At 70.2% G+C, this 26,482-nt stretch carries 25 protein-coding genes; 14 read left to right on the plus strand and 11 right to left on the minus strand.

Features of this window, described 5'->3' with window-relative positions:
• Positions 1 to 16: 16 nt before the first annotated feature.
• The 3 genes from chvE (at position 17) to mmsB (ending at position 4,068) form a co-directional block, all read left to right on the plus strand.
• Positions 17 to 1,186 (plus strand): multiple monosaccharide ABC transporter substrate-binding protein, encoded by a 1,170-nt coding sequence (gene chvE, locus M4486_RS15445; protein ID WP_200503524.1) that lies wholly within the window; start codon positions 17 to 19, stop codon positions 1,184 to 1,186.
• A gap of 145 nt (positions 1,187 to 1,331) precedes the next feature.
• Positions 1,332 to 2,876: a multiple monosaccharide ABC transporter ATP-binding protein gene (gene mmsA / locus M4486_RS15450; RefSeq protein WP_249478170.1), complete on the plus strand. Its 1,545-nt coding sequence runs from the start codon at positions 1,332 to 1,334 to the stop codon at positions 2,874 to 2,876.
• A 10-nt stretch (positions 2,877 to 2,886) separates the two neighbouring features.
• Positions 2,887 to 4,068, plus strand: a complete 1,182-nt coding sequence (mmsB, locus tag M4486_RS15455) for a multiple monosaccharide ABC transporter permease (RefSeq protein WP_249478171.1) — start codon at positions 2,887 to 2,889, stop codon at positions 4,066 to 4,068.
• 187 nt (positions 4,069 to 4,255) lie between these two features.
• On the opposite strand, the gene M4486_RS15460 is transcribed toward mmsB, so the two are convergent.
• The 4 genes from M4486_RS15460 to M4486_RS15475 all read right to left on the minus strand — a co-directional run bounded on the left by M4486_RS15460 (position 4,256) and on the right by M4486_RS15475 (position 8,803).
• Positions 4,256 to 5,188, minus strand: a complete 933-nt coding sequence (locus M4486_RS15460; protein WP_249478172.1) for a carbohydrate ABC transporter permease — start codon at positions 5,186 to 5,188, stop codon at positions 4,256 to 4,258.
• 3 nt (positions 5,189 to 5,191) lie between these two features.
• Positions 5,192 to 6,184: a carbohydrate ABC transporter permease gene (locus tag M4486_RS15465; RefSeq protein WP_249478173.1), complete on the minus strand. Its 993-nt coding sequence runs from the start codon at positions 6,182 to 6,184 to the stop codon at positions 5,192 to 5,194.
• A gap of 20 nt (positions 6,185 to 6,204) precedes the next feature.
• A complete protein-coding gene (locus tag M4486_RS15470) occupies positions 6,205 to 7,566 on the minus strand; it encodes an ABC transporter substrate-binding protein (RefSeq protein ID WP_249478174.1) in 1,362 nt (453 codons plus the stop codon).
• 175 nt (positions 7,567 to 7,741) lie between these two features.
• Positions 7,742 to 8,803 (minus strand): LacI family DNA-binding transcriptional regulator, encoded by a 1,062-nt coding sequence (locus tag M4486_RS15475; protein ID WP_249478175.1) that lies wholly within the window; start codon positions 8,801 to 8,803, stop codon positions 7,742 to 7,744.
• Positions 8,804 to 8,989: 186 nt separating this feature from the next.
• Between M4486_RS15475 and arfA the strand changes: the two genes are divergently transcribed.
• A complete protein-coding gene (gene arfA / locus M4486_RS15480) occupies positions 8,990 to 10,504 on the plus strand; it encodes an arabinosylfuranosidase ArfA (protein WP_249478176.1) in 1,515 nt (504 codons plus the stop codon).
• A gap of 13 nt (positions 10,505 to 10,517) precedes the next feature.
• On the opposite strand, the gene M4486_RS15485 is transcribed toward arfA, so the two are convergent.
• Entirely contained in the window at positions 10,518 to 10,886 is a 369-nt protein-coding gene (locus M4486_RS15485; protein ID WP_249478177.1) for a MerR family transcriptional regulator, read from the minus strand.
• A 53-nt stretch (positions 10,887 to 10,939) separates the two neighbouring features.
• Here M4486_RS15485 and M4486_RS15490 point away from each other — a divergent pair, with 53 nt between their 5' ends.
• From M4486_RS15490 to M4486_RS15505, 4 genes are read left to right on the plus strand one after another with little or no spacing between them, the layout of a single operon-like run.
• Complete coding sequence (locus M4486_RS15490) at positions 10,940 to 11,869, plus strand: alpha/beta fold hydrolase (protein WP_249478178.1); 930 nt, start codon at positions 10,940 to 10,942, stop codon at positions 11,867 to 11,869.
• Positions 11,870 to 11,926: 57 nt separating this feature from the next.
• Positions 11,927 to 12,298, plus strand: coding sequence for an ArsR/SmtB family transcription factor (locus tag M4486_RS15495; RefSeq protein ID WP_249478179.1), 372 nt, complete (start codon positions 11,927 to 11,929; stop codon positions 12,296 to 12,298).
• The gene (locus M4486_RS15500) at positions 12,295 to 12,804 is read left to right on the plus strand and encodes an SRPBCC domain-containing protein (RefSeq protein WP_249478180.1); all 510 of its coding nucleotides are present in this window, start codon (positions 12,295 to 12,297) and stop codon (positions 12,802 to 12,804) included. The genes M4486_RS15495 and M4486_RS15500 overlap by 4 nt, the downstream gene beginning before the upstream one ends.
• Positions 12,801 to 13,418 carry a TIGR03086 family metal-binding protein gene (locus tag M4486_RS15505; protein ID WP_249478181.1) on the plus strand — a complete coding sequence of 206 codons (618 nt, stop codon included), beginning with the start codon at positions 12,801 to 12,803 and terminating at the stop codon, positions 13,416 to 13,418. The genes M4486_RS15500 and M4486_RS15505 overlap by 4 nt, the downstream gene beginning before the upstream one ends.
• Here the strand turns inward: M4486_RS15505 and M4486_RS15510 are convergent.
• On the minus strand, positions 13,386 to 14,849 hold the full coding sequence (locus M4486_RS15510) for an MFS transporter (protein ID WP_249478182.1): 1,464 nt from the start codon (positions 14,847 to 14,849) through the stop codon (positions 13,386 to 13,388). The two genes, M4486_RS15505 and M4486_RS15510, sit on opposite strands and share 33 nt — an antisense overlap.
• Before the next feature lie 111 nt (positions 14,850 to 14,960).
• Between M4486_RS15510 and M4486_RS15515 the strand changes: the two genes are divergently transcribed.
• Both M4486_RS15515 and M4486_RS15520 read left to right on the plus strand, forming a co-directional pair.
• Entirely contained in the window at positions 14,961 to 15,428 is a 468-nt protein-coding gene (locus M4486_RS15515; protein WP_249478183.1) for a MarR family winged helix-turn-helix transcriptional regulator, read from the plus strand.
• Positions 15,429 to 15,517: 89 nt separating this feature from the next.
• The gene (locus M4486_RS15520; RefSeq protein WP_249478184.1) at positions 15,518 to 16,366 is read left to right on the plus strand and encodes a sugar phosphate isomerase/epimerase family protein; all 849 of its coding nucleotides are present in this window, start codon (positions 15,518 to 15,520) and stop codon (positions 16,364 to 16,366) included.
• 117 nt (positions 16,367 to 16,483) lie between these two features.
• Here the strand turns inward: M4486_RS15520 and M4486_RS15525 are convergent, their stop codons facing one another.
• From M4486_RS15525 to M4486_RS15545, 5 genes are all read right to left on the minus strand, one after another.
• On the minus strand, positions 16,484 to 17,479 hold the full coding sequence (locus tag M4486_RS15525) for a glycoside hydrolase family 130 protein (protein WP_249478185.1): 996 nt from the start codon (positions 17,477 to 17,479) through the stop codon (positions 16,484 to 16,486).
• A 92-nt stretch (positions 17,480 to 17,571) separates the two neighbouring features.
• Positions 17,572 to 18,450 (minus strand): carbohydrate ABC transporter permease, encoded by an 879-nt coding sequence (locus M4486_RS15530; RefSeq protein WP_249478186.1) that lies wholly within the window; start codon positions 18,448 to 18,450, stop codon positions 17,572 to 17,574.
• Between the two features lies 1 nt (position 18,451).
• Positions 18,452 to 19,387 (minus strand): carbohydrate ABC transporter permease, encoded by a 936-nt coding sequence (locus tag M4486_RS15535; protein WP_249478187.1) that lies wholly within the window; start codon positions 19,385 to 19,387, stop codon positions 18,452 to 18,454.
• Positions 19,388 to 19,392: 5 nt separating this feature from the next.
• The gene (locus M4486_RS15540) at positions 19,393 to 20,688 is read right to left on the minus strand and encodes an extracellular solute-binding protein (RefSeq protein ID WP_249478188.1); all 1,296 of its coding nucleotides are present in this window, start codon (positions 20,686 to 20,688) and stop codon (positions 19,393 to 19,395) included.
• A 72-nt stretch (positions 20,689 to 20,760) separates the two neighbouring features.
• The gene (locus tag M4486_RS15545) at positions 20,761 to 21,834 is read right to left on the minus strand and encodes a LacI family DNA-binding transcriptional regulator (RefSeq protein WP_249478189.1); all 1,074 of its coding nucleotides are present in this window, start codon (positions 21,832 to 21,834) and stop codon (positions 20,761 to 20,763) included.
• Between the two features lie 367 nt (positions 21,835 to 22,201).
• Here M4486_RS15545 and M4486_RS15550 point away from each other — a divergent pair, with 367 nt between their 5' ends.
• From M4486_RS15550 to M4486_RS15565, 4 genes are read left to right on the plus strand one after another with little or no spacing between them, the layout of a single operon-like run.
• On the plus strand, positions 22,202 to 23,509 hold the full coding sequence (locus M4486_RS15550; protein ID WP_249478190.1) for an ABC transporter substrate-binding protein: 1,308 nt from the start codon (positions 22,202 to 22,204) through the stop codon (positions 23,507 to 23,509).
• Positions 23,506 to 24,681 (plus strand): carbohydrate ABC transporter permease, encoded by a 1,176-nt coding sequence (locus M4486_RS15555; protein WP_249478191.1) that lies wholly within the window; start codon positions 23,506 to 23,508, stop codon positions 24,679 to 24,681. The genes M4486_RS15550 and M4486_RS15555 overlap by 4 nt, the downstream gene beginning before the upstream one ends.
• Positions 24,678 to 25,529: a carbohydrate ABC transporter permease gene (locus M4486_RS15560; protein ID WP_249478192.1), complete on the plus strand. Its 852-nt coding sequence runs from the start codon at positions 24,678 to 24,680 to the stop codon at positions 25,527 to 25,529. Before M4486_RS15555 ends, M4486_RS15560 begins: the two co-directional genes overlap by 4 nt.
• Complete coding sequence (locus M4486_RS15565; protein ID WP_249478193.1) at positions 25,526 to 26,434, plus strand: glycoside hydrolase family 43 protein; 909 nt, start codon at positions 25,526 to 25,528, stop codon at positions 26,432 to 26,434. Before M4486_RS15560 ends, M4486_RS15565 begins: the two co-directional genes overlap by 4 nt.
• Positions 26,435 to 26,482: the final 48 nt, after the last annotated feature.

Consider the following 26,482-nt stretch of genomic DNA (forward strand, 5'->3'; position numbering starts at 1 on the left):
TCGAAGAGGAGACACCATGACCAGCAGCCATCCCGTGCCCAGCAGGCGCACGTTCCTCGCCGGCGCCGGCTCGCTCGGCGCGATCGCCGCCCTCGCGGCATGCTCCGGCGGTGGCGCCGGGTCCTCGGGCCCCGACACCGAGGCCGACCCCAAGGACCAGACCATCGGCGTGGCCATGCCCACCCAGACCTACGAGCGCTGGGTCCAGGACGGCGCGAACATCAAGAAGTCCCTCGAGAAGGAGGGCTACAAGGTCACCCTCCAGTACGCCGACGACGACATCCCCACCCAGTCCCAGCAGATCGACCAGATGGTCACCCAGGGCGTCGCCGCCCTGATCATCGCCTCGATCGACGGCTCGGCCCTGACCAGCCAGCTCGACGCCGCGAAGGCCGCCGGGATCCCCGTGATCTCCTACGACCGCCTCCTCACCAACAGCGAGAACGTCGACTTCTACGTCACCTTCGACAACTACAAGGTGGGCGTCACCCAGGCGAACTCCCTGCTCTTCGGGCTCGGTCTGCTCGACGAGAAGTTCAAGAAGGCCTCCGACGCCCCGAAGGGTCCGCTGAACATCGAGCTGTTCGCCGGCTCGCTCGACGACAACAACGCCCACCTGTTCTGGAAGGGCGCGATCGACACCCTGCAGCCGTACATGGACGACGGCGTGCTCGAGGTGCCCTCGAAGCAGACCGACATCGACCAGTGCGCCATCCAGCGCTGGGAGCAGGAGACCGCACAGAAACGCATGGAGAACCTGCTGACCACGCACTACAAGGGCGACAAGAAGCTCGACGGTGTCCTCGCCCCGGCCGACCCGCTCTCGCGCGGCATCATCAACGCCCTGCAGAACGACGGCCGCGGCGACACCATCAAGGACGGCCTGCCGATCATCACCGGCCAGGACGCCGAGATCGCCTCGATCAAGCTCATCGCCGACGGCGTGCAGTTCTCGACGATCTTCAAGGACACCCGCAAGCTCGCCGACCAGGCCGTGGTCGCCGCGAAGGCGTACCTCGAGGGCAAGGAGCCGGAGGCGAACGACACCAAGACCTACGACAACGGCTCGAAGGTCGTCCCCTCCTACCTGCTGCCCGTCGAGATGGTGCTCGAGTCCAACTACGAGAAGATCCTCGTCGACTCCGGCTACTACACGGAGGAGCAGGTCGAGAAGGGCCAGGCCTGAGCGTGCTCGGGACGAATCGGCGTCGGCCGCGGGACCAGCAGTCCCTCACCGCGGCCGACGCCCCCGCCCGTGCCCGCGCGGTCGACCCCGTCGCCGCGCGCGCCCGCGGCGCGCGCACCTGCGTTCCAGCCCGAAGGAGGGCCCGATGAACGACAGCATCCTCGAGATGCGCTCCATCACCAAGCGCTTCCCCGGCGTCACCGCCCTGAGCGACGTCTCCCTGAGCGTCCGCGAGGGCGAGATCCACGGGATCTGCGGCGAGAACGGGGCAGGGAAGTCCACGCTCATGAAGGTGCTCTCGGGCGTCGAGCCCGCCGGCACCTACGACGGCGAGATCCACTTCCGCGGCCGCCCCATGAGCTTCCACTCGATCAACGACTCCGAGGCCGAGGGGATCGTGATCATCCACCAGGAGCTCGCCCTGGTGCCTCACCTGACCATCGCCGAGAACATCTTCCTGGGCAACGAGCGCTCCCGCGGGGGCGTCATCAGCTGGGGCGAGACGAACTCGGAGGCGCTCAGGCTGCTGCGCCGCGTGGGCCTCGACGAGAACCCGGTGACGCCGGTCGGCCAGCTCGGCGTCGGCAAGCAGCAGCTCGTCGAGATCGCCAAGGCGCTCTCGAAGAACGTGAGCCTGCTGATCCTCGACGAGCCCACCGCCGCGCTGAACGACGACGACTCCGAGCACCTGCTCGGCCTCATCCGCGGTCTGCGCGACGAGCAGGGCGTCACCTCGATCATCATCTCCCACAAGCTCGGTGAGATCGCCGAGATCGCCGACACCACCACCGTCATCCGCGACGGGTCGACCATCGAGACCATCGACATGCACGGCGGGGGAGCGTCGGGCCGCGGCCTCATCCCGCGCATCATCAAGGGGATGGTCGGGCGGGACATGGACAGCATGTTCCCCGAGCGCAGCGTCGAGATCGGCGAGGAGGTGCTGCGCATCGAGGACTGGCACGTCACCCACCCGACCCAGCCCGACCGCACCCTCGTCGACGGGGTCTCGATCACCGCGCGCGCCGGTGAGGTCGTCGGCATCGCCGGCCTCATGGGCGCGGGCCGCACCGAGCTCGCGATGAGCGTGTTCGGCCGCTCCTACGGGCGCGAGATCAGCGGGAGGGTGTTCATGCACGGGCGCCCCGCGAACGTGCGCGGCGTGGCCGATGCGATCGGCAGCGGCATCGCGTACGTCAGCGAGGACCGCAAGCGCTACGGGCTGAACCTCATCCAGGACGTGCGGCGCAACATCAGCGCCGCGGCGCTGGGCAAGGTCTCCCGCTCGGGCTGGATCGACGGCAACCAGGAGATCTCCGTCGCCGAGCGCTACCGGAAGTCGCTGAACATCAAGACGCCGACGGTGCTCTCGCGCGTCGGCCAGCTCTCCGGCGGCAACCAGCAGAAGGTCGCGCTCAGCAAGTGGCTGTTCACCGAGCCCGACGTGCTGATCCTCGACGAGCCCACCCGCGGCGTCGACGTCGGCGCGAAGTACGAGATCTACACGCTGATCAACGAGCTCGCGGAGCAGGGGAAGGCGATCGTCGTGATCTCCTCCGAGCTGCCCGAGGTGATGGGGCTCGCCGATCGCATCTACACACTGTCCGCCGGCCGCATCACCGGTGAGGTGAGCGCCGCGGACGCCACGCAGGAGCACCTGATGGAGCTCATGACCATGGAGAGGGAGTGAGGGACCACCGATGGCCGGAACCTCCGATATCAAGGACCTGCTCACCAGGAACGTCCGCCAGAGCGGCATCTACATCGCGTTCGTGTTCATCGTGCTGCTGTTCACGGTGCTCACCCGCGGCGCGCTGCTGAGCCCGGGCAACCTCACGAACCTGATCCTGCAGTACTCCTACATCCTGATCCTCGCGATCGGGATGGTGCTCATCATCGTCGCCGGGCACATCGACCTCTCGGTCGGCTCGGTCGTCGCGTTCACCGGCTCGGTCGCCGCCGTGGTCGTCATCCAGCACGGACTGCCGTGGTGGCTGGGGATCCTCGCGGCCCTCGGCGTCGGCATCCTGGTGGGACTGTGGCAGGGATTCTGGGTCGCGATCGTCGGGATCCCGGCGTTCATCGTGACCCTCGCGGGCATGCTCATCTTCCGCGGCATGACCATGCAGACTCTGGGCAACGTGTCGCTCTCGCCGTTCCCCGAGGCGTACCAGAAGATCGCCGGCGGCTTCCTCAACGGCCTCTTGGGCGGGCCCGGGTACGACGTGTTCACGCTGGTCGTCGCGGCCGCCGTCGTGATCGTGTTCGCGCTCCAGCAGTGGCGGGCGCGCCTCGCGAAGCTGCGCTACGACCAGGCCGTCGAGGCGCTGTGGATCTTCGCGGTCAAGGTCGCCGTCGTCGCCGTCATCGTGATGGCCTTCGCCTGGCAGATCGCCAACGCCCGCGGCCTGCCCATGGTGCTGATCCTGCTGGCCGCGCTGATCCTCATCTACTCCTTCGTCAGCCAGCAGACCGTCTTCGGCCGGCACGTCTACGCCATGGGCGGGAACCTGCAGGCCGCACGCCTCTCCGGTGTGAAGACGCGCCTGGTGAACATGATGCTGTTCGTGAACATGGGCCTGCTCTCCGCGATCGCCGGCATCGTCTACTCGGCACGCTCGAACTCGGCGCAGCCGGGCGCGGGCAACATGTTCGAGCTCGACGCGATCGCGGCCGCGTTCATCGGCGGCGCCGCCGTCAGCGGCGGTGTGGGCAAGGTGCAGGGCGCCATCATCGGCGGCCTGATCATGGCGGTCATGTCCAACGGCATGCAGATCATGGGCATCGGCCAGTCCACCCAGTCGATCGTGCGCGGCGTGGTGCTGATCCTCGCCGTCGCCTTCGACGTCTACAACAAGAAGCGCGCCGGCGCCGAGGGGTGAGGGCGGCGGGCCGACCTCCGGCCCCCTATGGACCTCGAGAAGTACGAAACCGTTGCCATGACTGCTCATGGCAACGGTTTCGTACTTCTCACGCTCGCACGGCCGCGTCCTCGCCCTGCTCCTCCGTCGGCCAGCTGCTCCGTCGGCCTGCTCCTCCGTCGGCCCGCTGGGCGTGAGGAGCCGCCCGTCAGCCCTTCAGCCCGGTCCCGGCCACGCCCTCGACGATCTGGCGCTGGAAGACCAGGTAGAGCAGCACCAGGGGGAGGGCGGCGAGGATCGCGCCGGCCTGGATGTCGGCGAAGCGCTGGCCGAAGCTGCCCTGCACCGTCGCGAGGCCCACGGGGATCGTCATCAGGTTCGGGTTGGTGAGGACGAACAGCGGCAGCAGCAGGTTGTTCCACACGCCCACGAAGGTGAGGATCGCGACAGCGGCGATCACGGGGCGCGAGAGCGGCATGATCACCGACCAGTAGATCTTCCACAGCCCGGCGCCGTCGATGCGCGCGGCCTCCTCGAGCTCGCGGGGGATGCCGTCGAAGAACTGCTTGAAGATGAACACCGAGATGACCGCGGGGACCTGCGGGAAGATCACCGCCCAGTAGGTGTTCAGCAGGTTCGCGGCGCCCAGCATCTCGAAGATCGGCACGATGAGCACCTGGCTGGGGATCATGATGCCCAGCAGGATCATCAGCATCACGGTGGTGCGTCCGCGGAAGCGCATCCGGGAGAGCGCGAAGGCGGCCATCGAGGCGAAGACGACGGTGAGGAGCGTCGTGATGATGCCGGTGATCGCGCTGGCGAGGTACCAGTTCCAGATGTCGCCCGCGCCGAAGAGCGTCGAGTACGAGTGCAGGGTCGGGTACCAGTGGGAGAGGATCTCGTTCGCGCCGAGCGCCGCCACACCGTTCTCGGACAGCGAGGTCTTCAGCGCGAACAGGCTCGGGATCAGCCAGATCACCGCGAACACGACCAGTACGATCCAGGTGACGATCGTGAAGGTGCGTCCGCTGATGCCGGCGCCCGAGGGCCGGGCCGGGGGAGCGGCGGCGGAGATCGCGCCGCCCACGCCGGATCGGCCCGCGCGCCCGGGGGTGGAGGTGGTCGCGGTGGTCGTGGTCATGGCTCAGGCCTCCTGGTCGCGACGGGCGGCCACGCGCTCGACGATCTCGCGGATCACGGCGATGGCGACGATGATGATGAACAGCAGCACCGAGGCGGCTGACGCGGCGCCGATGCGGTTGTCGGTGAAGGCGGTGCCGGTGATCAGGCCCAGGCTGACCTGGGTGGAGATGCCCGGACCGCCGTTGGTCATCAGATAGACCTGGTCGAAGATCTTCAGGCTCGCGATGATCTGTAGCAGGATGACGAGCGTCGTGGTGCGGCGCAACAGCGGGATCGTCACGTGCCGGATCTGCTGCCAGGTGCTCGCGCCGTCGACGGCCGCGGCCTCGTAGAGCTCGCGCGGGATGTCCTGCAGCCCCGCGAGGTAGAGGATGAAGTTGAACCCGATGGTCCACCACACCGTCGCGATCGCGACGCCCACCATCGCGCTCTTGGGATCGGCGAGGATCCCCGAGCCCGGGGTGAAGCCGAGCAGCGACTGCACGCTCGCGAAGAGGCCCGTGGCCGGCGTGAAGATGAAGACCCAGATCAGGGAGATCGTCGCCGAGGGCAGGATGAACGGCAGGAAGAAGGCGAGGCGGAAGAACCACTGGCCCCGCTGCAGGCGGTTGGTGAGCACCGCGAAGACGAACGCGAGGATCACCAGCGGCGGCACGGTGTACAGCGTGAACTGCAGGGTGTGCCAGAGGGAGGACCAGAAGTCCGCGCGCGAGAACATCTCCACGTAGTTGTCGAGGCCCGCGAAGCTGCCCAGGCCGCGGTGGACCAGCGAGGTGTTGAAGAAGCTTGCGACGAACATCCAGATCGTCGGCCCCAGCAGGAACGCCAGGTAGAAGAGCCCGAACGGCGCGAGGAACAGCCAGGCGCCCGGGCCGGTGCCGCGGTCGGAGGGTCGTCCGCCGCGACCGGCTCGGCGGGCCGGAGCGGCCGCGCTCGCGGCCGCCGGGGAGTTCGGCGCCGACGGGACGTTCGGCGTCGTCGTTGCACTGGTCATGATGCGTGCGTCCCTTCGGCTCAGAGCGGGCTGGGCGGGTCGAGGTAGGTCTGGAGCTGGCCGCGGATGGCGCTCAGCGCGCCCTCCGGAGTGGTCGACCCCTGCTGCACGAGGGCGAGCTGCGCGCCGACCGTCGCCTCGAAGGTCGAGCCCGAGCCGCCGTACCAGGCGGCGTCGTCGTAGTAGGCGTTCTCCGCGGCGGAGGCGTAGTCCGACTGCGGTGTGAGCTTCTTGTACTCCGCGCTGTCGTAGGTGGGCAGGTAGGCGGGGACGTGCCCGCCCTCCGCCCAGGTCATCGACTCGGTCAGCATCGACTTGATGAATCCGAGCGCCTGCGTCAGCTGCTCGGGCGTGCGGTCCTTCTTCGGCAGGATGAAGGTGTGGGAGTCGGCCTGTGCGGCGGGGCGGTCGAACAGGGTGGGGATGGGCGCCATACCGAACTTCAGGCCCTCGATCGACTGGAAGGTGCTGATCTCCCACTCGCCCTGCAGGTAGATGCCGGCCTTGCCCGTCGCCATCTGCGTCTGGGATCCCGCGTAGTCGATGCCGCGGTTCAGCCAGCCCTTCTCGACCCACTTCTGCAGGCGCGCCGTGATGTCCGTGTAGATGTCCTCGTCGACGGTGATCTTCGCGCCCCCGTCGGAGAGGAACGGGGTGGCGTCCTCGTACTGGTTGTACAGCGACCAGAACAGTCGCCACGGCGTCGCGGTCTCGCTCACGTTCGCGGAGGTCAGGGCCTCCGATCCGGTGACGCCCTTGATCTCCTCGAGGGCGGACTCGAAGGTGTCCACGCCCGAGAGGTCGGTGAGGGAGCCGTCGGACTCGAGCAGTCCGGCCTTGTCCATCACCTCGTGGTTGAAGAACATGACGAACGGGTGGGTGTCGAGCGGGATCGCGATGTTCTTGCCGTCGGTGACCTGCGCGCTCCAGGCCTTCTCGTTGAAGTCCGAGGTCTTCAGGCCCACGCTCGCGAGGTCGTCCTCGCTGATGGGATCGAGGATGCCGCCGTCCCACAGGGGCTTCGCGCGGGTGAGGTGGGCGACCGCGACGTCGGGCGGCTGGTTGCCGACGGTCGCGAGCGTGACCTTGGAGTAGTACGGATTGCCCCAGGCGAACGTCGTGGCCTGCAGCGAGGAGGACCCGCCGTGGGCCTTCTCGTAGACCTTCTCCATGTCCTGCATGCGGCCGCCGTCGCCGCCGCCGAACAGGTTCCAGAACACCAGGGTCTCGGGGGCGACCTCGCCGCCCACGAGGCCCGCGCCGAGGGGCCCGCCGCAGCCGGCCAGCGCGGCGGACGCGCCGAGCACGGCGGTCGAGCCGAGGAGGGTGCGGCGGCCGACGGGACGTCGGCCGGCAGAGCCGAGGGGCGTGCGCACACGCATGGGGCATCACTCCGTCGTGGATCGGGATCACGGTGTGAACGTGACCCAGAGCATCTTTGCAACGTTGAGAATACACGCGGTGGTGCCGAGCGCAAGGGATCGCAGGGACGCGCGGCGGGGCCGAGGGCGGCCGGGTCCCGTCGGGCGCGATCGGGGGTCCGCGCCGGCCCCGCGCTCAGCCCTCCGGCGTGCTCCCGCGGACCACGAGCTCGTGCGGCGCGGTGATCGTGCGCGGAGCTCCCTCGTAGCCGTTGATCCGCTCGATGAGCATGTCGAGAGCGGCCTTGACCAGGAACGGCTTGTCCGGCCGGATGGTCGTGAGCGGAGGGTGGGCGAAGAGCGCCTCGGGGCTGTCGTCGTAGCCGACCACGGCGACGTCGCCCGGGACGGCGCGGCCGCGGTCGCGCAGCCCGGCGAGCGCGCCGAGGGCGATCTCGTCGTTGCCGCACACCAGGCCGTCGAGGTGCGGGTGCGCGTCCAGCAGACGGTGCGCCGCCGTGTGCCCGTCGGCCCGATGCCAGTCCGCGACCTCCTCGATGGGTGCCCGCGAGGGGTCGAGGTCGTGGCGCCACAGCGCCTGGCGGAAGCCCTCGATGCGCAGCCCGGAGGAGCTGTGGGGCGCGGGGTCGGTGGTCTCCATGGCGCCCACGAAGGCGAGGCGGCGTCGGCCGCGCTCGAGCAGGTGGGCGGTGGCGTCGGCGGTGGCCCGCGTGTTGTCGATCCGGACGTAGTCGGATCCGGGCGGCAGATGCGTGTCGGAGAGGTGCTCGCCGATGAACACGGTGGGCTGGTCCACGTGCTCCATCTGCGCGAGGTAGTCCTCGCCCACCTGCATGGGGTTGAAGATGACGCCGTCGCCCAGTCTCCGCCGGAAGCCGCGCAGCACCTCGATCTCCTCGTCCCGGCCCGCGGAGGTGGTGTGCAGGACGACGGTGCGGCCCCGGCCCTGGGCCTCGTCGATGAAGGTCTGCGCGAGGTTCGAGAAGTAGCTGAAGTTCAGGGAGGGGACCGCGAGGGTGACGATGCCGCTCGCGCCGGTGCGCAGCTGCTGGGCGGCGAGCTGGGGGCGATAGCCGGTCGCCGCGATCGCCTCCTGCACGCGGGTGCGGGTGGACTCCCGCACGTGCGGGTAGTCGTGGACGACGTTGGACACCGTCTTGATGGAGACGTCCGCGATCTCGGCGACGTCGCGCAGCGTGGGCGGTCGGCGCCGTGCGCGGCGGGTGGACGGTGGCATGCGGCTGATTGTGCCACCGCGGGGTGCCGCGGGAAGCCGCTTGCCTGCGGGGTCCGCAGGATCGGCGCGGCGGAGCGCCTCCTCCTGGCTTCCTCCCGGCAGCGGCGGCGGGGAACTTCTTGACGGCCGACGGGGGTCGTGGTGAGATCATCTGCAACGTTGTAGACGATGAAAGGCCCCGCCGCGATGACCCGCACCGTCACCCTCGCCCTGCACCCCGCCTTCCGGGTCGCCCCCGTGCGCCCGCGCACCTTCGGGGCCTTCGTCGAGCACCTGGGCCGCTGCGTCTACGGCGGCATCTTCGAGCCCGGCCACCCCGCGGCCGACGAGGCGGGCTTCCGCACCGACGTCCTCGACCTCACGCGCGAGCTGGGCGTCACCAGCGTCCGCTACCCGGGCGGCAACTTTGTCTCCGGGTACCGGTGGGAGGACGGCGTCGGCCCCGTCGAGGAGAGGCCCGCGCGCCATGACCTCGCGTGGCACTCGACGGAGCCGAACACCGTCGGCCTCGACGAGTTCATGGCCTGGGCGGAGCGCGCCGGCGTCGAGCCGATGTACGCGGTGAACCTGGGCACCCGCGGCGTCCCTGAGGCGCTCGACGTGCTGCAGTACGCCAACGCGCCGCAGGGCATCGCGCTCTCCGACGCGCGCGCGGCCCACGGCCACCCCGAGCCCTACGGGATCCGCATGTGGTGCCTGGGCAACGAGATGGACGGCCCCTGGCAGACCGGTCACAAGACCGCCGAGGAGTACGCGCGCACCGCCGCGGAGACCGCGCGTGCCATGCGCCAGGAGGACCCGGGACTCGAGCTCGTCGCCTGCGGGTCCTCGAGCTCGCAGATGCCGACCTTCGGCACCTGGGAGGCGACCGTCCTCGCCGAGACCTACGACCTCGTCGACATGGTCTCCGCCCACGCCTACTACGCCGAGAAGGACGGCGACCAGGCCTCCTTCCTCGCCTCGGCCGACGACATGGACCACTTCATCGACTCCGTCGTCGCCACCGCGGACCATGTCCGGGCCGAGCTCAAGGCCGAGAAGCGCATCATGGTCAGCTTCGACGAGTGGAACGTCTGGTACCAGCACCGCGCCGAGTCCCGCCCGCCCGAGGGCGACGACTGGCCCGTCGCGCCCGTGCTGCTCGAGGACACCTACAACGCGATGGACGCCGTGGTCGTGGGCAGCCTGCTGATCTCGCTGCTGCGCCACAGCGACCGCGTCGCCTCGGCCTCCCTCGCGCAGCTGGTCAACGTGATCGCCCCGATCATGACCGCGCCCGGCGGGGAGGCCTGGCGCCAGACCACCTTCCACCCCTTCGCGCTCACCGCCCGCCACGCCGCCGGCGAGGTGCTCGACGTGCGCATCGACGCCCCGACCTTCGCCAACGAGCGCTTCGGCACCTCGAGCGCGGCCGACGCCGTCGCCACCTGGGACGAGACCGCCGGGGATCTGACGCTGTTCGTCGTGAACCGCGATCCCGAGCGCGAGCTCGACCTCGCCGTGAACCTCGCGGACTTCGGCGGCCTGTCCCTCGTCGAGGCGCTGACCCTCCACCACGAGGACCCCTACGCCGCGAACACCCAGGACGCGCCCGACACGGTGACGCCGCAGGCCAACGACTCGATCCGGGTCGAGGACGGCCGACTGTCCGGCGCGCTCCCCGCGATCTCCTGGAGCCTCGTGCGGCTGCAGCGGGGCTGAACGGTCGGCCCGCTCAGCCCTCGTCGGCGAAACGGCTGCAGGAGGGGCAGCGGGTGAGCAGGTCGTGGCGGCAGGTGCGCACGTGCTCGAGGAAGGACTCCGCGTCCGCGAGGCGCTCGCGCTGGGCGCGGATGCGTGAGAGGCGCTCCTCGATCACCTGCGCGCGCCCCGCCTCGTCGCGGTGCAGCACGAGGCGGATCTCCCCGAGCGAGAGCCCCACCTCCTGGCACGCGCGCAGCACCCGAAGCCGCCGCACCTGCTCCTCGTCGTACTCGCGGTGGCCCGAGGGTGTGCGCGAGGGCGAGACCACACCCATGTCGTCCCAGTGCCGCAGCACGTGGGTCGGCACCCCGATGAGCCTCGCCGCATCCCCGATCCTCATCGGACCATCCTGGCATTGACCTCAGGTCGACCTGAAGTCCTAGCGTCCTCGGCATGGAGACGAACACGCGCACCCGGCTGCTGCCCGCGCCCACCATGGTCGACCTCGAGGGCGTCCGCACGGCGACCTGGCTCCTCGGGCCCCCGGAGGGACGGACGGAGGGACGGTCGACGGGCCGGGACGTCGTGCTGTGCCATGGAACCCCCTGGTCGGCGAGGGTCTGGGCCGACGTCGCGACGGCGCTGGCCCCGGACCGTCGCGTGCTCCTGTGGGACATGCCGGGGTACGGCCGCTCCGAGATCGGGCCGCAGGTCCCGGTCGATCTCGCGACGCAGATGGACCGGCTTCGTCGGCTGCTCGACGAGCTCGGGATCGAGCGACCGCACGTGGTCGCCCACGACATCGGCGGCGCGGTCGCGCTGGGCGCCCACCTGCTGCACGGCCGGGACCTCGCCTCGCTGATGCTCTGGGACCCGGTGGTGCTCGAGCCCTGGGGGTCGCCCTTCTTCCGGCTGGTCGCGGAGCACGCCGACGTCTTCACCGCGCTGCCCCCGCGGCTGCACCGGGCGCTCGTGCGCGAGTACATCTCCGGTGCGGCGGGCGGCGAGGCGGGCGCCCCGCTCGACGCTGCGGTGCTCGAGCAGCTGGTGGAGCCCTGGACGACGCCCGAGGGGATCCCCGGCTTCTACCGCCAGATCGCGGCGCTCACGCCGGCCCACACCCGGCCGGTGGCGCGGAGCCTGGGCGCGGTGCGGTGCCCCGTCGCGATCGGCTGGGGCGAGGAGGACCCCTGGATCCCGGTCGAGCAGGCGGACAGGCTGGCGGCGGCGCTGCCGGGAAGGCCGACGCCTCGGCTCCTGCCGGGCGTGGGCCACCTCGCGCCCCTCGAAGCGCCCCGTGCCGTCGCGGAGGCCGTGCGGCAGTGGCTCGCGCGCCCCGAGTCCTCGGCGGGTCCCGAGTCCCATGTTCAACCAAGGGGTTGATCACGGCCGCCGACGGGCGTACCGTCGTCCTCAACCCACCGGTTGACGAAGGACGTGATGGACGACGATGAACTGACGAGGGCCTTCGCCGCCCTCGCCGACCCCACCCGGCGCGACCTGGTCTCCCGGCTCGCCCTCGGCGACGCCGCCGTCGGCGACCTCGCCGCCCCCTACGACATGTCCCTGCAGGCCGTCAGCAAGCACATCGCGGTCCTCGAGAGGGCGGGCCTGGTGACCCGCAGCCGCGACGCGCAGCGCCGCCCCGTCCGCCTCGACGCCGAGGCCCTGGGCGAGCTGACCGGATGGATCGACAGGCACCGGCGCGCGGCCGAAGCGCGCATGTCCCGCCTCGAGGACGTCCTCGCCGATCCCGGGACCGCCCCACCCGCCACCCCGACGCACGCACCCTCCGAGGAGGACCAGCCATGAGTCCCGATGCACCCCTGACCACCGCGCGCATCAGCGCCGACCCCGACCTGCCCGTCGTGCGCACCGCGCGCGACTTCCACGCATCGCCCCAGCAGGTCCTGCGCGCCCACACCGATCCCGAGCTCTTCGCCCGCTGGATCGGCCCGCACGACCTCACCACCCGCATCACCCGCTGGGACGCCACCACCGGCGGTGCCTGGGCCTACACGGCCTTCCGCACCGCCGACCCCGAGGGCGAGTCGTACTCCTTCCACGGCAGCTTCCACGACGTGCTGCCGGACCGCATCGTCCAGACCTTCACCTACGACGCCTGGCCCGAGGCCGTGACCCTGGAGACCGTCCGCGTCGAGGACCTCGGCGACGGCCGCACCCGTCTGCACGGGCGCTCCCTCTACGACTCCTTCGACTCCCGCGAGCAGATGCTCGCGAGCGACATGGAGAGGGGCGTCCAGCAGGGGTACGAGGCCCTCGACGCGCTCCTGACCGAGCAGGGCGAGCAGCGATGACCGCGCCCCTCCCGCAGCTCGCTCCCGCCGAGGAGTACCGGGCCATCGCCGACCGCTTCGCCGCGACCGTGCGCGGCACCGCCGACTGGGACGCGCCCACGCCCGTCGTCGAGTGGCGGGCGCGCGACGTCGTCGACCACCTGGTGACCTGGCTGCCCGCGGTCATCGAGGACGGCTCCGAGGTGCGCTTCACGCCGGGGCCGTCGGCCGCGGAGGACCCGGTCCGCGCCTGGACGCACCTCGACGAGCAGATCCGCAGGATCCTCGCCGACCCCGAGGTCTCCGCGCGTCCCCACTCGAACCGCCACACGGGGCAGGACCGTCCGGTCGGCGCCGTGATCGACGAGATCTTCACCGGGGACGTCTTCTTCCACACCTGGGACCTCGCACGCTCGAGCGGCCAGGACGACCGCCTCGACCCCGACATGGTCCACGAGGCGCTCACCGGCATGAGCGCCATGGAGGAGTACCTGCGGCCGACGGGCCAGTTCGGGCAGCAGCAGCCCGTCCCCGAGGACGCGACCGAGCAGGAGCGGCTGTTCGCCTTCCTCGGCCGCGACCCGCGCTGGGCACCGCCGGGCTCAGGACAGGGCCGGCTCGGCCTCGGGAGCTGACTGCGGCGTGGGGGTGCGCGACGACGGACGGCGCGAGATGCACAGCGTGACGCCGGCGGCCGCGAGCCCCGCGACCGCGCCCAGCGCGAAGCACAGGCGGAAGGCGTCGAGCGTGGGGATCGCCGTGCCGCCCAGCGGCATGGTGACCGAGGTGAGCACGATCGCCATCACCGCCCCGGCGCTCGTGGTGCCCATCGAGCGCATGAGCGAGTTCAGGCCGACGCCCGCGCCGGCCTCCGCCTCGGGCGCGTTCTCCATGATCAGCGTGGGCATGGCCGCGTAGGCGATGCCCACGCCGGCGGAGGACACGCAGGACGCGAGCATGAGCTGCCACGGCGCACCGGTGAGGAAGAACGCGAGCACGTAGCCGGAGGCGAGCACGATCATGCCGATCGCGAGCGTGATGCGCCCGCCCAGGCGGTCCAGCATGCGGCTCGAGATCGGGGTGAAGGCGAGCATCATCAGGCCCGCCGGCGCCATCCAGAGACCCGCCTGCAGCATCGTCTGCTGCAGTCCGTAGCCGGTCGCGCCCGGCGCCTGGAGCAGCTGGGGCATCACGATCGACTGCGCCATCATCCCGAATCCGGCGAGCACCGCCGCGATGTTCGTGAGCAGGATCGGCCGACGGGCGGTGGTGCGCAGGTCCACCAGCGGGCTGGGGCGGCGCAGCTCGAAGCGGCCCCAGAGGAGCAGGACCAGCAGGCCGCCGAGGATGGTGCCGAGGGTCGCCGGGCTCGTCCATCCCCAGCTGCTGCCCTTGGACACGCCCACCAGCACTCCGACGACGCCGACCGCCATGCCGAGCGCGCCGAGCACGTCGAGGCGACCGGAGGCCGCGGCGGGCCGGTGGGGGAGCGCCGCTGCGGTCGCGAGCACCATGATGGCGGCGAGGCCGCTGGCCACCCAGAAGAGCGCGTGCCAGTCGTAGGACTGGGCGATCCAGGCCGAGATCGGGAGGCCCAGGGCGCCTCCGACGCCGAGCGTCGCACTGATGCCGGCCACGGCCGCATTGCGCAGGTGCCTGGGCATCACCTCGCGTACGAAGCTGATGGCGACGGGGATGTAGCCCATCGCCAGCCCCTGCAGCACGCGCCCCACGAGGACCGGGGCGAGGGAGTCGCCGAGCGCGCAGATCAGCGAGCCGATGAGCAGGAGGACGGCGGAGCCGAGGAGCACGGGCTTGCGGCCCTTGAGATCGGCGAGCCGTCCCGAGACGGGCATGGCGACGCCGCCGGCGAGCAGCGTCGCGGTGACGACCCACGCCGCGTTGGAGGCGGAGGTGTCGAGCATGGTGGGCAGCTCGGGCTGAATCGGGATCACGAGCGACTGCATGAGCGAGGCGCTGAGGCTCGAGAAGCCCGCCACGGCGAGGATCAGCGCCGGGCGACGGGCGGCGGCACGTGGTGTCGCGGCGTCGGGTGTCGAGGTCATCGGGGCCTTCCGGAGAGTGCGAGCAGAGCGATGTGTAAGTTACACAAGCAACGCTATGTAGGCTACACACTGCGCGACGGGAAGCCCATCCCGGGTGACGAGAGGAACGAGATGACGGCGGACGAGAGCGACGCTCCGAGAGCGGACGTCGAGAGCGGCAGGCGTCTGGCCGGGCAGTACGCGAGGCTCGAGCGCTTCCGCCGCAGCCATCAGCAGAACATGCGGCTGGGGACCGCCGACCTGCGGATCCTCTGGCTGTTCACGGACGGGTCGCCGCGCACGCTCAAGGAGATCGCCCGCGAGCTCGGTCTCGAGCAGTCGACGGTCAACCGTCAGGTGAATGCGGCCGTGGCCGACGGGCTCCTCGAGAAGACGCGCCCCACGGCGGGCTCCGCCTTCCACGTCGTGAGCACGGAGGCCGGCAGGGACGCCTTCGAGAAGGACGTCGCCATCTCCCTCCAGGGCTACGAGGCGGCCCTGCGCACCCTGGGGGAGGCCGACTCCTCGCAGCTGCTGGAGCTCCTCGAGCGATTCGTCGAGGCGTACGGATCTCTCGCCCCGGGGGACGACGCCTCCTGACCTGCTCCGGTGCAGCACCCGGAGTCCCAGCTGGTGGACATCACCTGCGAATTCCCCACGTGAGAACAGAACGCGCCTAGGCTCGGGGAATGTTCTCGAACCTCTCCGCCGGAGCACTCGGCCTGGACCTCGACCTGCCCACCGCCGTCGACCTCGCCGCGAAGCACGGCTTCGGCGGCGTCGACCCCGACCTCGGACACTTCCGCTCGCTGGGCGGCACCGCAGCCGTCCGCGAGTTCGCCGACTCCGTGCGCGAGCGCGGACTGGAATGGGGCATGACGGGGCTGCCCGTGCCGCTCGATGCACCGGCCGAGGAGTTCCGCCGCGCCCTCGTCGATCTCCCCGAGAGCCTCGACCTGCTGACCGCCGCCGGCGTCACCCGCGTGGGCACCTGGATGCGGCCGATGCACGACGAGCTCGACCACCGCCGCAACTGGCGACTGCACGCCGGGCGACTCGCCCTGGTCGCCGACCTGCTGGCCGACGCCGGCCTGCGCATCGGCCTCGAGTACATCGGGCCGAAGACCTTCTGGTCCACCGAGCGCTTCCCCTTCATCCACTCCCTGCGCGAGGCCCGCGAGCTGATCGCCGATTCGGGTGCCGACAACGTGGGCCTCATCCTCGACAGCTACCATTGGTACACCGCTGGCGAGGACGTCTCTGACCTCGAGGGCCTCACCGACGCCGACATCGTCTCGGTCGACATCAACGACGCCCGCGACGACCGCGAGCGCGACGAGCAGCAGGACCTCGACCGGCGTCTGCCCTTCGCCACCGGCGTCATCGACGTCCCCGGCTTCATGGGCGCCGTGCGCGCGGCCGACTACTCGGGCCCCGTGAAGATCGAGCCGTTCATGAAGGAGCTCGCCGAGCGCCCCGTCGACGAGGTGCTCGAGCAGATCTCGGGCCTCCTGGACCGCGCGATCGCGGGGGAGTGAGCCCCGAGCGCGGGCGGACGCGGCGCCGCCCCTGAACCGGAGTCGTGCCGCGCCCGGCTCGCGAGGGCTCGTGACGGGAGGCCCGTGCCGAACACAGGGCCTCCCCTCCTGTGGACCTCAGCCGTCGGCGCGAAGGCCTGTGCCGTACGCGTTCCAGGGATCGGCGGTCGCGACGGCGAGGGTCGTGTCGGACTGCCCGTAGTAGGCGAACCAGCGTTCGTGGAACTTCACGAGTCCTTCGACGAAGGTGACGTTGGAGACGAGGCCGTGGGTGTCCTCGTAGGTCTGCGGGCGCAGCCAGGGGTCCTGGAGGCGGGCGAGGACCTTCGTGGGGTCGGCGGGATCGATGACGATCTGCCCGCAGCGGTAGTCGACGCCGGTGGTGCCGTCCTCGTGGGTGATGCGGGTGGCGCCGTTGGTGAGCATGAGCAGCAGTCCGGTGTCGGTGAGGACGGGGGAGGTGCCGATCTCCACGAGGGCCTCGTCGAAGGTTCCCGGGGTCGGGGAGTACATGGGTTCGGTGTCGGCAGTGCCGGGCGTCCAGTGGATGAGGTCCTTGCTGGTGGCCCAGTAGATCGCTCCCTCTCCGAAGTACATCCACCACTGCCCGTCGATCTGCTGGGGGATGATCACGCCGGCCTTCGACCAGTTCCGCTTGCCGTTGTCGCTGACCGCGGCGAAGGTGTTGAAGTCCTCGAACAGCGGTCCCTGCTTGGTCCAGGTGCGCAGGTCGGGAGAGGTCGCCAGGCACAGCTGGGCGGTCTCGCGGTCCCAGCCCGTGTAGGTCAGGTAGTAGGTGCCCTCGATGAAGGCGATCCTGGGGTCCTCGCAGCCGTACCGCTCGTAGTCGTGCTCGGGGGACAGGATCGGGGTGTCCTCGCGCTCGAAGTGGTAGCCGTCATCGCTGAAGGCGATGCCGATGTGGGAGACGATGTCGTCCGCGTGGGCTCGGTAGAGCAGCACGACCCGGTCGTCGACGACGAGCGCTGCGGGGTTGTAGAGGTTCGCCGATTCCCAGGAGTCGCCCTTGGGTCGCAGGATCGGGTTGTGCTCGTAGGGGGTGAACGGTCCCAGGGGGAAGCGCGCTTCGCCGAAGAGGCTGACGGTGGTCATGGAATTCCTTCGCGGGTCGGGGGTGGGGAGCGGGGTGCGGATCGCCTCCGTCGGCCGTCACGGAGGACGGGGCGGATCGGGCGGCGGGGAGATCACCCCTTGATGCCGGCTCCGATGTCGGAGGCCGTGAAGTAGCGCTGGAACAGGCAGAACAGGATCACCACGGGGAAGGCGAGCGTGCAGGCGCCGGCGAGGATCGCGCCGTTGGGGTTCGCGACCGTCCCCGCGACGTTGTTGATGTAGTTGGCGAGCGCCACAGCCAGCGGCTGCATCGACGACTCCTTGGTGATGAGGAACGGCCAGAGGAACTCGTTCCACGGGCCGATGAAGGTGATCAGCACGACCGTCGCGATCGCAGGGCGGACCATGGGGATCGCGATGGACCACAGCACGCGCAGCTCGCTCGCGCCGTCGATGCGAGCGGCCTCGAAGATCGACTCCGGCAGGCTTCGGAAGAACTGGCGGAAGATGAACACCGCCGTGGTGTTGATGAGCGAGGGCAGGATCATCCCTGCATAGGTGTCGCCGAGCCCGTAGTTCCCGGCGATCTGCACGTACAGCGGGATCATCAGCAGCTGGAAGGGCACCATCTGGACGCCCAGCATGATCACGAACAGCGCGCCGCGGCCCCGCCATCGCAGTCGGGCGAGGGCGTACCCGGCGGCCAGTCCGAACACGAGGGTTCCCGCGAGGACGCCGGCGGTGAAGACGAGCGAGTTCACGAGTGCCCGCAGCAGCCCGAGGCGCTCATTGATCGTCGTGAAGTTCTCGAGCGTCCACCCGCCCCGGGGAGCCAGTGCCGACAGGCTCGTCGTCGGGTCCTCCTGGAACGCCCCGATCGCCATGAAGTAGAAGGGGAAGATGAAGACCAGCGCGATGACGGCGAGCACCGCGTACACGGCTCCCCGCGAGGCGCGCTTGCGGTGCGCGTGGTCCGGGGCGTTCCCGGCGGTCGACCGATCGACGGACATCTCAGTCCTCCTTCGTCAGGCGGGTCGATATCAGTGACAGCAGGCCGACGAGGATCACGAGGATCACGCCGATCGCCGAGGCGAGGTCCGGGTTCCCCTGCTGGATCCCCTTCTGGTAGATCAGCAGGACGGGCGAGGCCGAGGCCCCGTCGGGCCCACCGCCGTTGGTGAGCAGATAGGGCTCGGTGAACAGGTTCGAGCCGGTGATGATGGCGAGGATCAGCACGAGCAGGGTCGTGGAGCGGACCCCCGGGACGGTGATGTGCAGGAAGCGCTTCGCCGCCCCGGCGCCGTCGACCTGCGCGGACTCGTAGAGCTCCTTGGGGACGTTCTGCAGGGCGGCCAGGTACAGCAGGACGTAGAACCCGAGCTGCTTCCAGGTCACGAACAGGGCGATGGAGGGCATCGCCAAGTGGGAGTTCACGAGCCATGACGGATCAGGGGCCAGCGGACCGAGGATCGAGTTGACCAGCCCGTCCTGCGAGAACATCAGCATCCAGACGCCGATCAGGGACACGCTCGCCGTCACGTAGGGGACGTAGAAGGCGACCCGGAAGGCCGCTGTCCAGCGCGTCAGCGAGTTCAGTGCCGAGGCGAGCACCATCGAGAGGATCACCGTCAGCGGGACGTTGATGACCAGGAACACCGCGATGTTCGCGAAGGAGCCGAGGACTCGCGGATCGCTGAGCACGGCGCGGTAGTTCGAGAGCCCGACGAACGGGTGGTCGGCGTGGACGCCGGGCGCCGTGAACACGTAGTCGAAGAACGAGATGTAGACGGCGTAGCCCAGCGGGTACGCCATCACCACCGCCAGGAAGACGATGTAGGGGAGGGACATGCCGAGCCCCAGCGGCTGTGTGCCGAGAAGGCGTCGCCACCACGGGTCGCGGGCGGAGGTGCGGGCGCGAGGCGCCGCGAGAGCGGAGGGAGTCGTCATCGTCATCACTCCTTGATCAGGGCGTCGATCTGGTGGGCGACGTCCGAGAGACCCTGCTCGACGGAATCGGTCCCGAAGATCACCGCCCCGGAGTACGCGTCGCGGAACCGCTGCCAGATCTCGATCCCACCGGAGACGTACGGGACGTCGGCCACGCGGTCCGCCTGGTCGGCGAAGCTCGTGTAGTCGGGGTTCTTCTCGAAGTAGTCCGGATACACGGAGGCGAGGTCCTGGCGCAGAGGCATCTGCCCTGTCAGCTCGAGCAGCTTCCCGTCCCACTCCTCGTCGGTCGCGAAGGCCAGGAAATCCCAGGCGGTGAGCCGGTTCCGGCTCGTCGAGCACAGCGAGACATTCTTCGAGTCGGCGAAGGTGATGGTCTTCCCGGCGGGGATGCCCTCGGTCGTGGGGACGGGCATGAAGCCGTAGTCGATCGCATCCTTGTAGGTCGCGATCGCGTAGGGGCCCGCCAGCTGCATCGCGGTGGCGCCCGTGGTCATGGCGTCATCGGTCGACTGCTCGCGCGGGGCCAGCTCCTCGTCGTACATGGACCGCCACATGCGGGCGACGGCCAGGCCGTCGGGTGAGTCGAAGGTCGTCGAACCGTCCTCGATGAGCCGGGTCCCGCCGGTCTGGGCGAGGTAGAGCGGGTAGAAGTCCGACCAGGGCTGGTAGAAGTCGCTCGTCGGCGAGGGCCAGATCGCGGATCCGGCGGCCCCGGAGGAGACGATGCGCCGAGAGGCGTCCAGGAGCTGGTCGAAGGTGTCGAGGCCCGGCTCCTCCGCGTCGAGGCCGGCATCGGCGAAGATCTTCCGGTTGTACATGAGCATGACGGGGTTGGACTTCCACGGCAGCTGGTAGTAGCCGCCCTTCCCCTCGTCCTCGGCATAGTCGCGGGCGCGCGTGCCACCGCGCTCCTCGATGTGGCGGCGGCCGCCCTCGAAGGTGGTCAGGTCGACGAGACCGCCCGCACGCACCCAGTCCGGGAGCGCCGCGGGGGAGATGTTGAAGATGAGGTCCGGGGTGGTCCCAGCGACGATCGCCGCGGTGATCGCCTCCTCGGAGCTCGATCCTGCCGGGATCTCCTGGAGCGTGACCTGCTCGTCCTCGTGCTCGGTGTTCCAGGCCTCGCAGACGGCCCTGCCCCAGGCGAGCTCCTGTTCGTTGGTCGAGACCCAGATGCTGATGGGGCCGCGCGCGGTCGCGGCCTCCTGGGAGTCCACGGCGCTGCGACCGCACGCCGCGAGGGCGAGCGGGAGGGCGAGCGCGGCGGTGCCGAAGGTGCGGCGGGTGAGGGTCCTCATCGATCTCCTCAGGGACGGGCGGCTTCGTGAGCCGAAGGGCGGGGGTACGCGGCTGCGGTGCGCGCGGACGGGTCAGACGGTGGGCGGGGGTGCGAGGCTTCCCCGGCGCACCACGCGATTGCCCTCGACTTCCACGCACTGCGGGGCCGCACCGGTGAGCACGGCCAGGAGGGTGCGCGCCGCGGCCTCCCCGCGGACCTCCGCCCCTGTCGACACCGAGGTGAGGCCGGGGGAGAGGTGCGCGGAGAGCTCCGAGTCGTCGAAGCCGGTGATCGAGAGGTCCTCGGGAACCCGCAGCCCGATGCTGCGTGCATAGGAGAGGCCGGCGATCGCCATCACGTCGTTGGCGAAGACGATCGCCGTCGGCCGGTCGCCGCCCGGGATCGGCGCGGTGGCATCGGCCGGACGGCGGGGCCCTGTCGACCCGAGCAGCTGCGCAGCGGCGGCACGTCCCGAGGCTGCGGTGAAGTCGCCCTCGACGATCCGGGCTTCCTGCAGTCCGTGCCGATGCATCGCCTCCTCGAAGGCGCGGCGACGGGTCGCCGCGTGGACGTAGCGCAGAGGACCCGCGACGTGGGCGATGCGCTCGTGGCCGGCCTCGACCAGAAGATCCACGAGCTCATGGACGGCGGAGGCGTCGTCGGTCCAGACCACGGGGAGATCGACCTCCGATCCGGCCGAGGGCTGCTCGCCGGTGAGCACGACGGCGCTCAGTCCGAGGTCGCGCACGAGCGCGGGCCGGGTGTCGTCCTGCTCGACGTCCAGCAGGATCACGCCGTCGACGCGGCCGGCCGCATAGCGCTCGTAGACCGCGGCCTCGGCGTCGGAGTCCTCGACGACATGGAGCATGAGGCCCATTCCCGCCTCCGTCAGCACGGCCTCGCAGCCGGCGATGAAGCGGGAGAAGAAGGTGTCGGTGGCGATCACGTCGGGACGCCTGTTGAGCACCAGGCCGATGCTCCCGGTGCGGGAGGTCGCCAGGGCCCGGGCGCTCTGGCTGGGGGTCCAGCGCAGTTCCTCGGCCGCGGCGAAGATGCGTCGGCGCGTCTCCTCTGCGACCGGCCGGTTCCCCGAGTACGCGAGGGAGACGGTCCCCTTGGACACTCCCGCGACGCGGGCGACGTCGCCGATGGTTGCTCGGGGCATCAGGCACCTCCTCGTGGACCGGGTCGAGCAGCGACGGCGCGCGAAGGCCACATGCGCACCGGTGCGGACACACGTCATCAAACCGGTTTGCATTCGACATGTCAAGGGTTCCCTGCAGCCCCTGGCCGTTCCTTGGAGGCCGACGATGCGGGTCGCCGCGAGGGGTGCGCGTCGCGGGGGAGTGCGTGCTCCCCGCCGCACGACGAGACCATTCCGAGACCTCCCACCTCTTGTGATGCACACCATGTGCAACGTTAGAATCGCCGCGACACCACCGGATGGAGGAGGACGACGACGTCCTGCCCGGTGGAGGCCCAGGGAGGTCACCATGACGCGACGGAGCGCACGGAACAGCGACGATCACTCGATGCGGGACGCAGGGCGGCTGCGGAGGGGCCCGGTCGACGGCGACGGGATCTCCCGGGCGCCGCTCAGCCGGCGCACCGCCCTCGGCCTCGCGGGCGCGTCGGCCATGGGAATGGGCCTCGCAGCCTGCGGCGGCAACACGGGTGGACTGACCAAGGGCGGCGGCAGCGACGGCGGTGGCGGCGGGATCAGTCAGTGGTACCACCAGTACGGGGAGGACGGCACGCAGGACGCCGCGAAGAAGTACGCCGCCGCGTACGACAAGAACGACGTCACGGTGAACTGGGTGATGGGCGACTACGCCGCGAAGCTCTCCACGAGCCTGCTCTCGGGCAACGGCGTCGACGTGTTCGAGAACAACGCGATCGCCGTCGACCAGGCCAAGCAGGGACGCTACGCCGACCTCTCCTCGATCATGGAGCCGGTCAAGGACCAGTTCAACCCGGCGTCGCTGAACACGGTGACGATCGACGGCAAGATCTGGGGCGTCCCGATGATCCTGGATCCCCAGCACTTCTACTACCGCAAGTCGATGTTCGAGAAGGCCGGCATCGAGGTCCCGAAGACCATGGACGACCTCGCGGATGCGGCCAAGGAGCTCACCGGCGGCAAGCAGAAGGGCCTGTTCCTGGGGAACAACTTCGACGCGACCTGCTGGACGATGATCTGGGCCGCGGGCGGCAGCCCGATGAACGAGGCGAGGGACGCCGTCGGCTACAACACGCCGGGCATGGTCGAGGGCCTCAAGCAGATCCAGCAGATGAAGTCCGACAAGTCCCTGCTGACCGGCGCCCCGTCGGACTGGACCGACCCCGCGGCCTTCTCGACCGGCCTGTCGGCCATCACCTGGGGCGGATGCTGGGCGCTCCCGCAGCTCGAGGACGCGCTCGACGACGTCGGCGTCTTCCCCCATCCGGCCGTCGGCTCGGACGGGAAGCAGGTCGCGATGGTCGGCTCCTGGAACGAGCAGGTCGCGGGAGCCTCGAAGAACATCGAGGCAGCGACGGCCTTCGTGAAGTGGCTGTGGATCGACCAGACGGACGACCAGACCGACTGGGCCCTGAGCTACGGGTTCCACATCCCGCCGATCACCTCCGTGGCGGACAAGGCCGAGGCCCTGAAGTCCGGCAACGGGCTCGAGATCGCGACCATGGCGAAGGAGATGGGCGTCTCCGGGCCGCCCGAGTGGACCGGCGCCGTGAACACGCCGTTCACCGACGCCATCAGCAACATCCTCAAGAAGGGGGCGGATCCGGAGGCGGAGCTGTCCGCGGCGGAGGAGGCCAGCAACAAGGCAGTCGCGAAGTGAGCACCGCGACCGCGGGCAGGTCCTCGCGCGCCGCACGGGCGCGCTCCCGCGACAGCTCCCACCCCACGCGCATCCGCGGGACCGGGGCCGCGTTCTGGCTGTTCTTCACCCCGTTCGCCGTCGGCCTGCTGATCTTCACGATCATCCCGCTGCTGTGGGGCGGGGCGCTGAGCTTCTTCGAGGCCAAGGGCACGGTGCTGCCCACGCAGTTCGTGGGCCTGGGGAACTTCAAGGACTTCCTCACCGACACGGCGTTCCTGTACTCGCTGCGCACCTTCACGATCTTCGCGATCTTCATCGTGCCGGTGACAATGGCCTCCTCCCTGTTCCTCGCGGTGCTGGTCAACGGCATCCCGCGCTTCCAGGCGTTCTACCGCTCCGTGTTCTTCCTGCCGACGGCCTGCAGCTACGTCGTCGCCTCGGTCGTGTGGCGGCTGGGACTGTTCAACGGTCTGGACTCCGGCGTCGTGAACACGATGCTCTCGGGCATCGGGCTCGATCCGATCGCGGACTGGCTCTCGGCCTCCCCGTACTGGTGGGTCGTGCTGATCTCCGTGCGCCTGTGGATGCAGGTCGGGTTCTACATGCTGCTGTTCCTCGCGGGCCTGCAGGCGATCCCGTCCCAGCTCTACGAGGCGGCCGCGGTCGACGGACTGAACCCCGGCGGCTGGCGCATGTTCCGCATGATCACGCTGCCCCAGCTGCGCACGACCTCGACCGCGGTGCTGCTTCTGCTGCTCATCGCGGCGTTCCAGGCGTTCGACGAGTTCTACAACCTCACCGGCAACAACCCGGAGACCCGCCCGCCGCTCGTGTACCTGTACAACATCGCGCTCGGACCCGAGCAGGACTTCGGGCACGGCAGCGCGGGCGCCCTCGTGCTCACCGCGATCATGGTCGTCGCCGGACTCCTGCAGACCTGGATCATCGGCTTCGACAGCAACGACGACGCCCGTCGTCGCCGCCTGCCGTGGCGTCGACGCGGGCCCGTCGGTGCCGTCGGCGCCGGAGCCGGCGCGGGAGTGGGGACGACGGTCACCGCGGATCTCGCGGGCACCGGCGCGCCCCCGGGCCCGTCGGCCGACGCCCCCTCCGACCCGTCGGCTGATGGGAACCGCCCCGCCGCCGCGGCACCGGAGATCATCCGACCCGACGGAGGAGACCGCTCATGAGCACCTTGACGATGGCCGGCTACCGGCGCCGCCGCGGCGGACTGATCGTCCGCTACGTGGTCGCATCCCTGCTCGCGCTGGTGTTCCTGGTGCCGTTCTACGCGATGGTGAAGACGGCGCTGTCCACGAACGACGAGATCTACTCGACGACCTTCACGTTCTGGCCGTCCCACCCGCAGTGGGGCAGGATCCCCGAGGTGCTGAGCGATCCGCGGTTCCTGGACGCGCTGAAGAACTCGGCGATCATGGCCGTGGTCGCCACGAGCCTGTCGATCCTCATCGCCGCGCTCGCCGGCTACGCCCTCGCACGGATCCCCAACCGGTTCGCGCGGCCCATGTTCATGATGGTCGTGATCGTGCTGCTGATCCCGGGCACCACGGCGTTCGTCCCGAACTTCATCATCGTGGCCTCGCTGGGGTGGATCGGCACGCTGCGCGGCCTGATCATCCCGGGCCTGTTCGGCGCGTTCAACGTGTTCCTCTTCCGCCAGTTCTACGTGAACTTCCCGAAGGAGGTCGAGGAGGCGGCGCACATCGACGGCGCCGGCTACTTCCGCACGTTCTTCCAGGTCATCTTCCCCAACACGCTGCCCTTCGCCTCGGCGCTGACCGTGCTGGGGCTCATCGGCTCGTGGAACGCCTTCCTGTGGCCCCTGGTGGTCGCTGGATCGGGGCAGAGCGCGAACACGGTGCAGATCTACCTGTCGTCCTTCCTCACCGCCCAGACCTTCGACTACGGGGGACTGTTCATGGCGGCGACGCTCAGCCTGATCCCGGTGCTCGCGATCTTCTTCTTCCTCCAGCGCTATCTGGTGGCGGGCATCGCGGCGACGGGGCTCAAGGGATGAGCGCGCCCGCCTACGGGCATCCGCTCCCGGACCCGGATGTGGTGCGGACGGACGACGGCTGGATCGCATACGGCACGGGGCCGCGCACGGCGGACGGCCGCGCGGTCCCCGCCGCCGTCTCACCCGACCTGCGCACGTGGGAGGCCGTCGGCGAGGTGCTCGAGGCGCTGCCCGAGGAGGCCGGCGAGTCCTACTGGGCGCCCGAGGTCTGTGAGCGCGACGGCGCCTGGTGGATGTACTACTCGGTGGGCCACGGCGATCGCGGGCACCATCTGCGGGTCGCCCGCGCCGGGACCCCGCGCGGGCCCTTCTGCGACCAGGGCGTCGACCTCACCCCGGGGGAGCTCTTCGCGATCGACGCGTCGCCGTTCCGTGCGGCCGACGGGAGCTGGTGGCTGTTCTTCGCGCGGGACGTCCTGGACGCCGAGCGCGTGGGCACGCATCTCGCGGTCGCGCCGCTGCCCGAGCCGACGCGGATCGGGGAGATCGTCCCGGTGCTCGCCCCGGACGCCGACTGGCAGATCTTCGCGCGCGAGCGCCCGATGCACGGCGGCGTCCACGACTGGCACACGCTCGAGGGAGCCCACGTGCTCGAGCGCGAGGGCGTGCTCTTCCTCAGCTTCTCAGGCGGCTCCTACCAGGGGGCCGGCTACCGGACGGCCTGGGCGTGGGCCCGCCATCCCACCGGCCCGTGGCACCGGCCGGCCGACGGCGAGGACATCCTGCTGGCGACCGACGAGACCACGGGGCTCATCGGACCGGGGCACAACTCGTTCACCACCGGGCCGGACGGGGAGGACGTGATCGCCTTCCACGCCTGGGACCCCGAGCGCACGGGGCGGTACATGCACCTGCGGCGCCTCGAGGTCGATCCGAGGGGGCCCGGCCTGCGCATCGTGGACTGAGCGCCGCGCGGCCGGGCCGTCGTGCGTCGGCCCGCCCGCCGCGCGCCA

This window comes from Brachybacterium kimchii (genome assembly GCF_023373525.1).
GTDB lineage: Bacteria > Actinomycetota > Actinomycetes > Actinomycetales > Dermabacteraceae > Brachybacterium > Brachybacterium kimchii.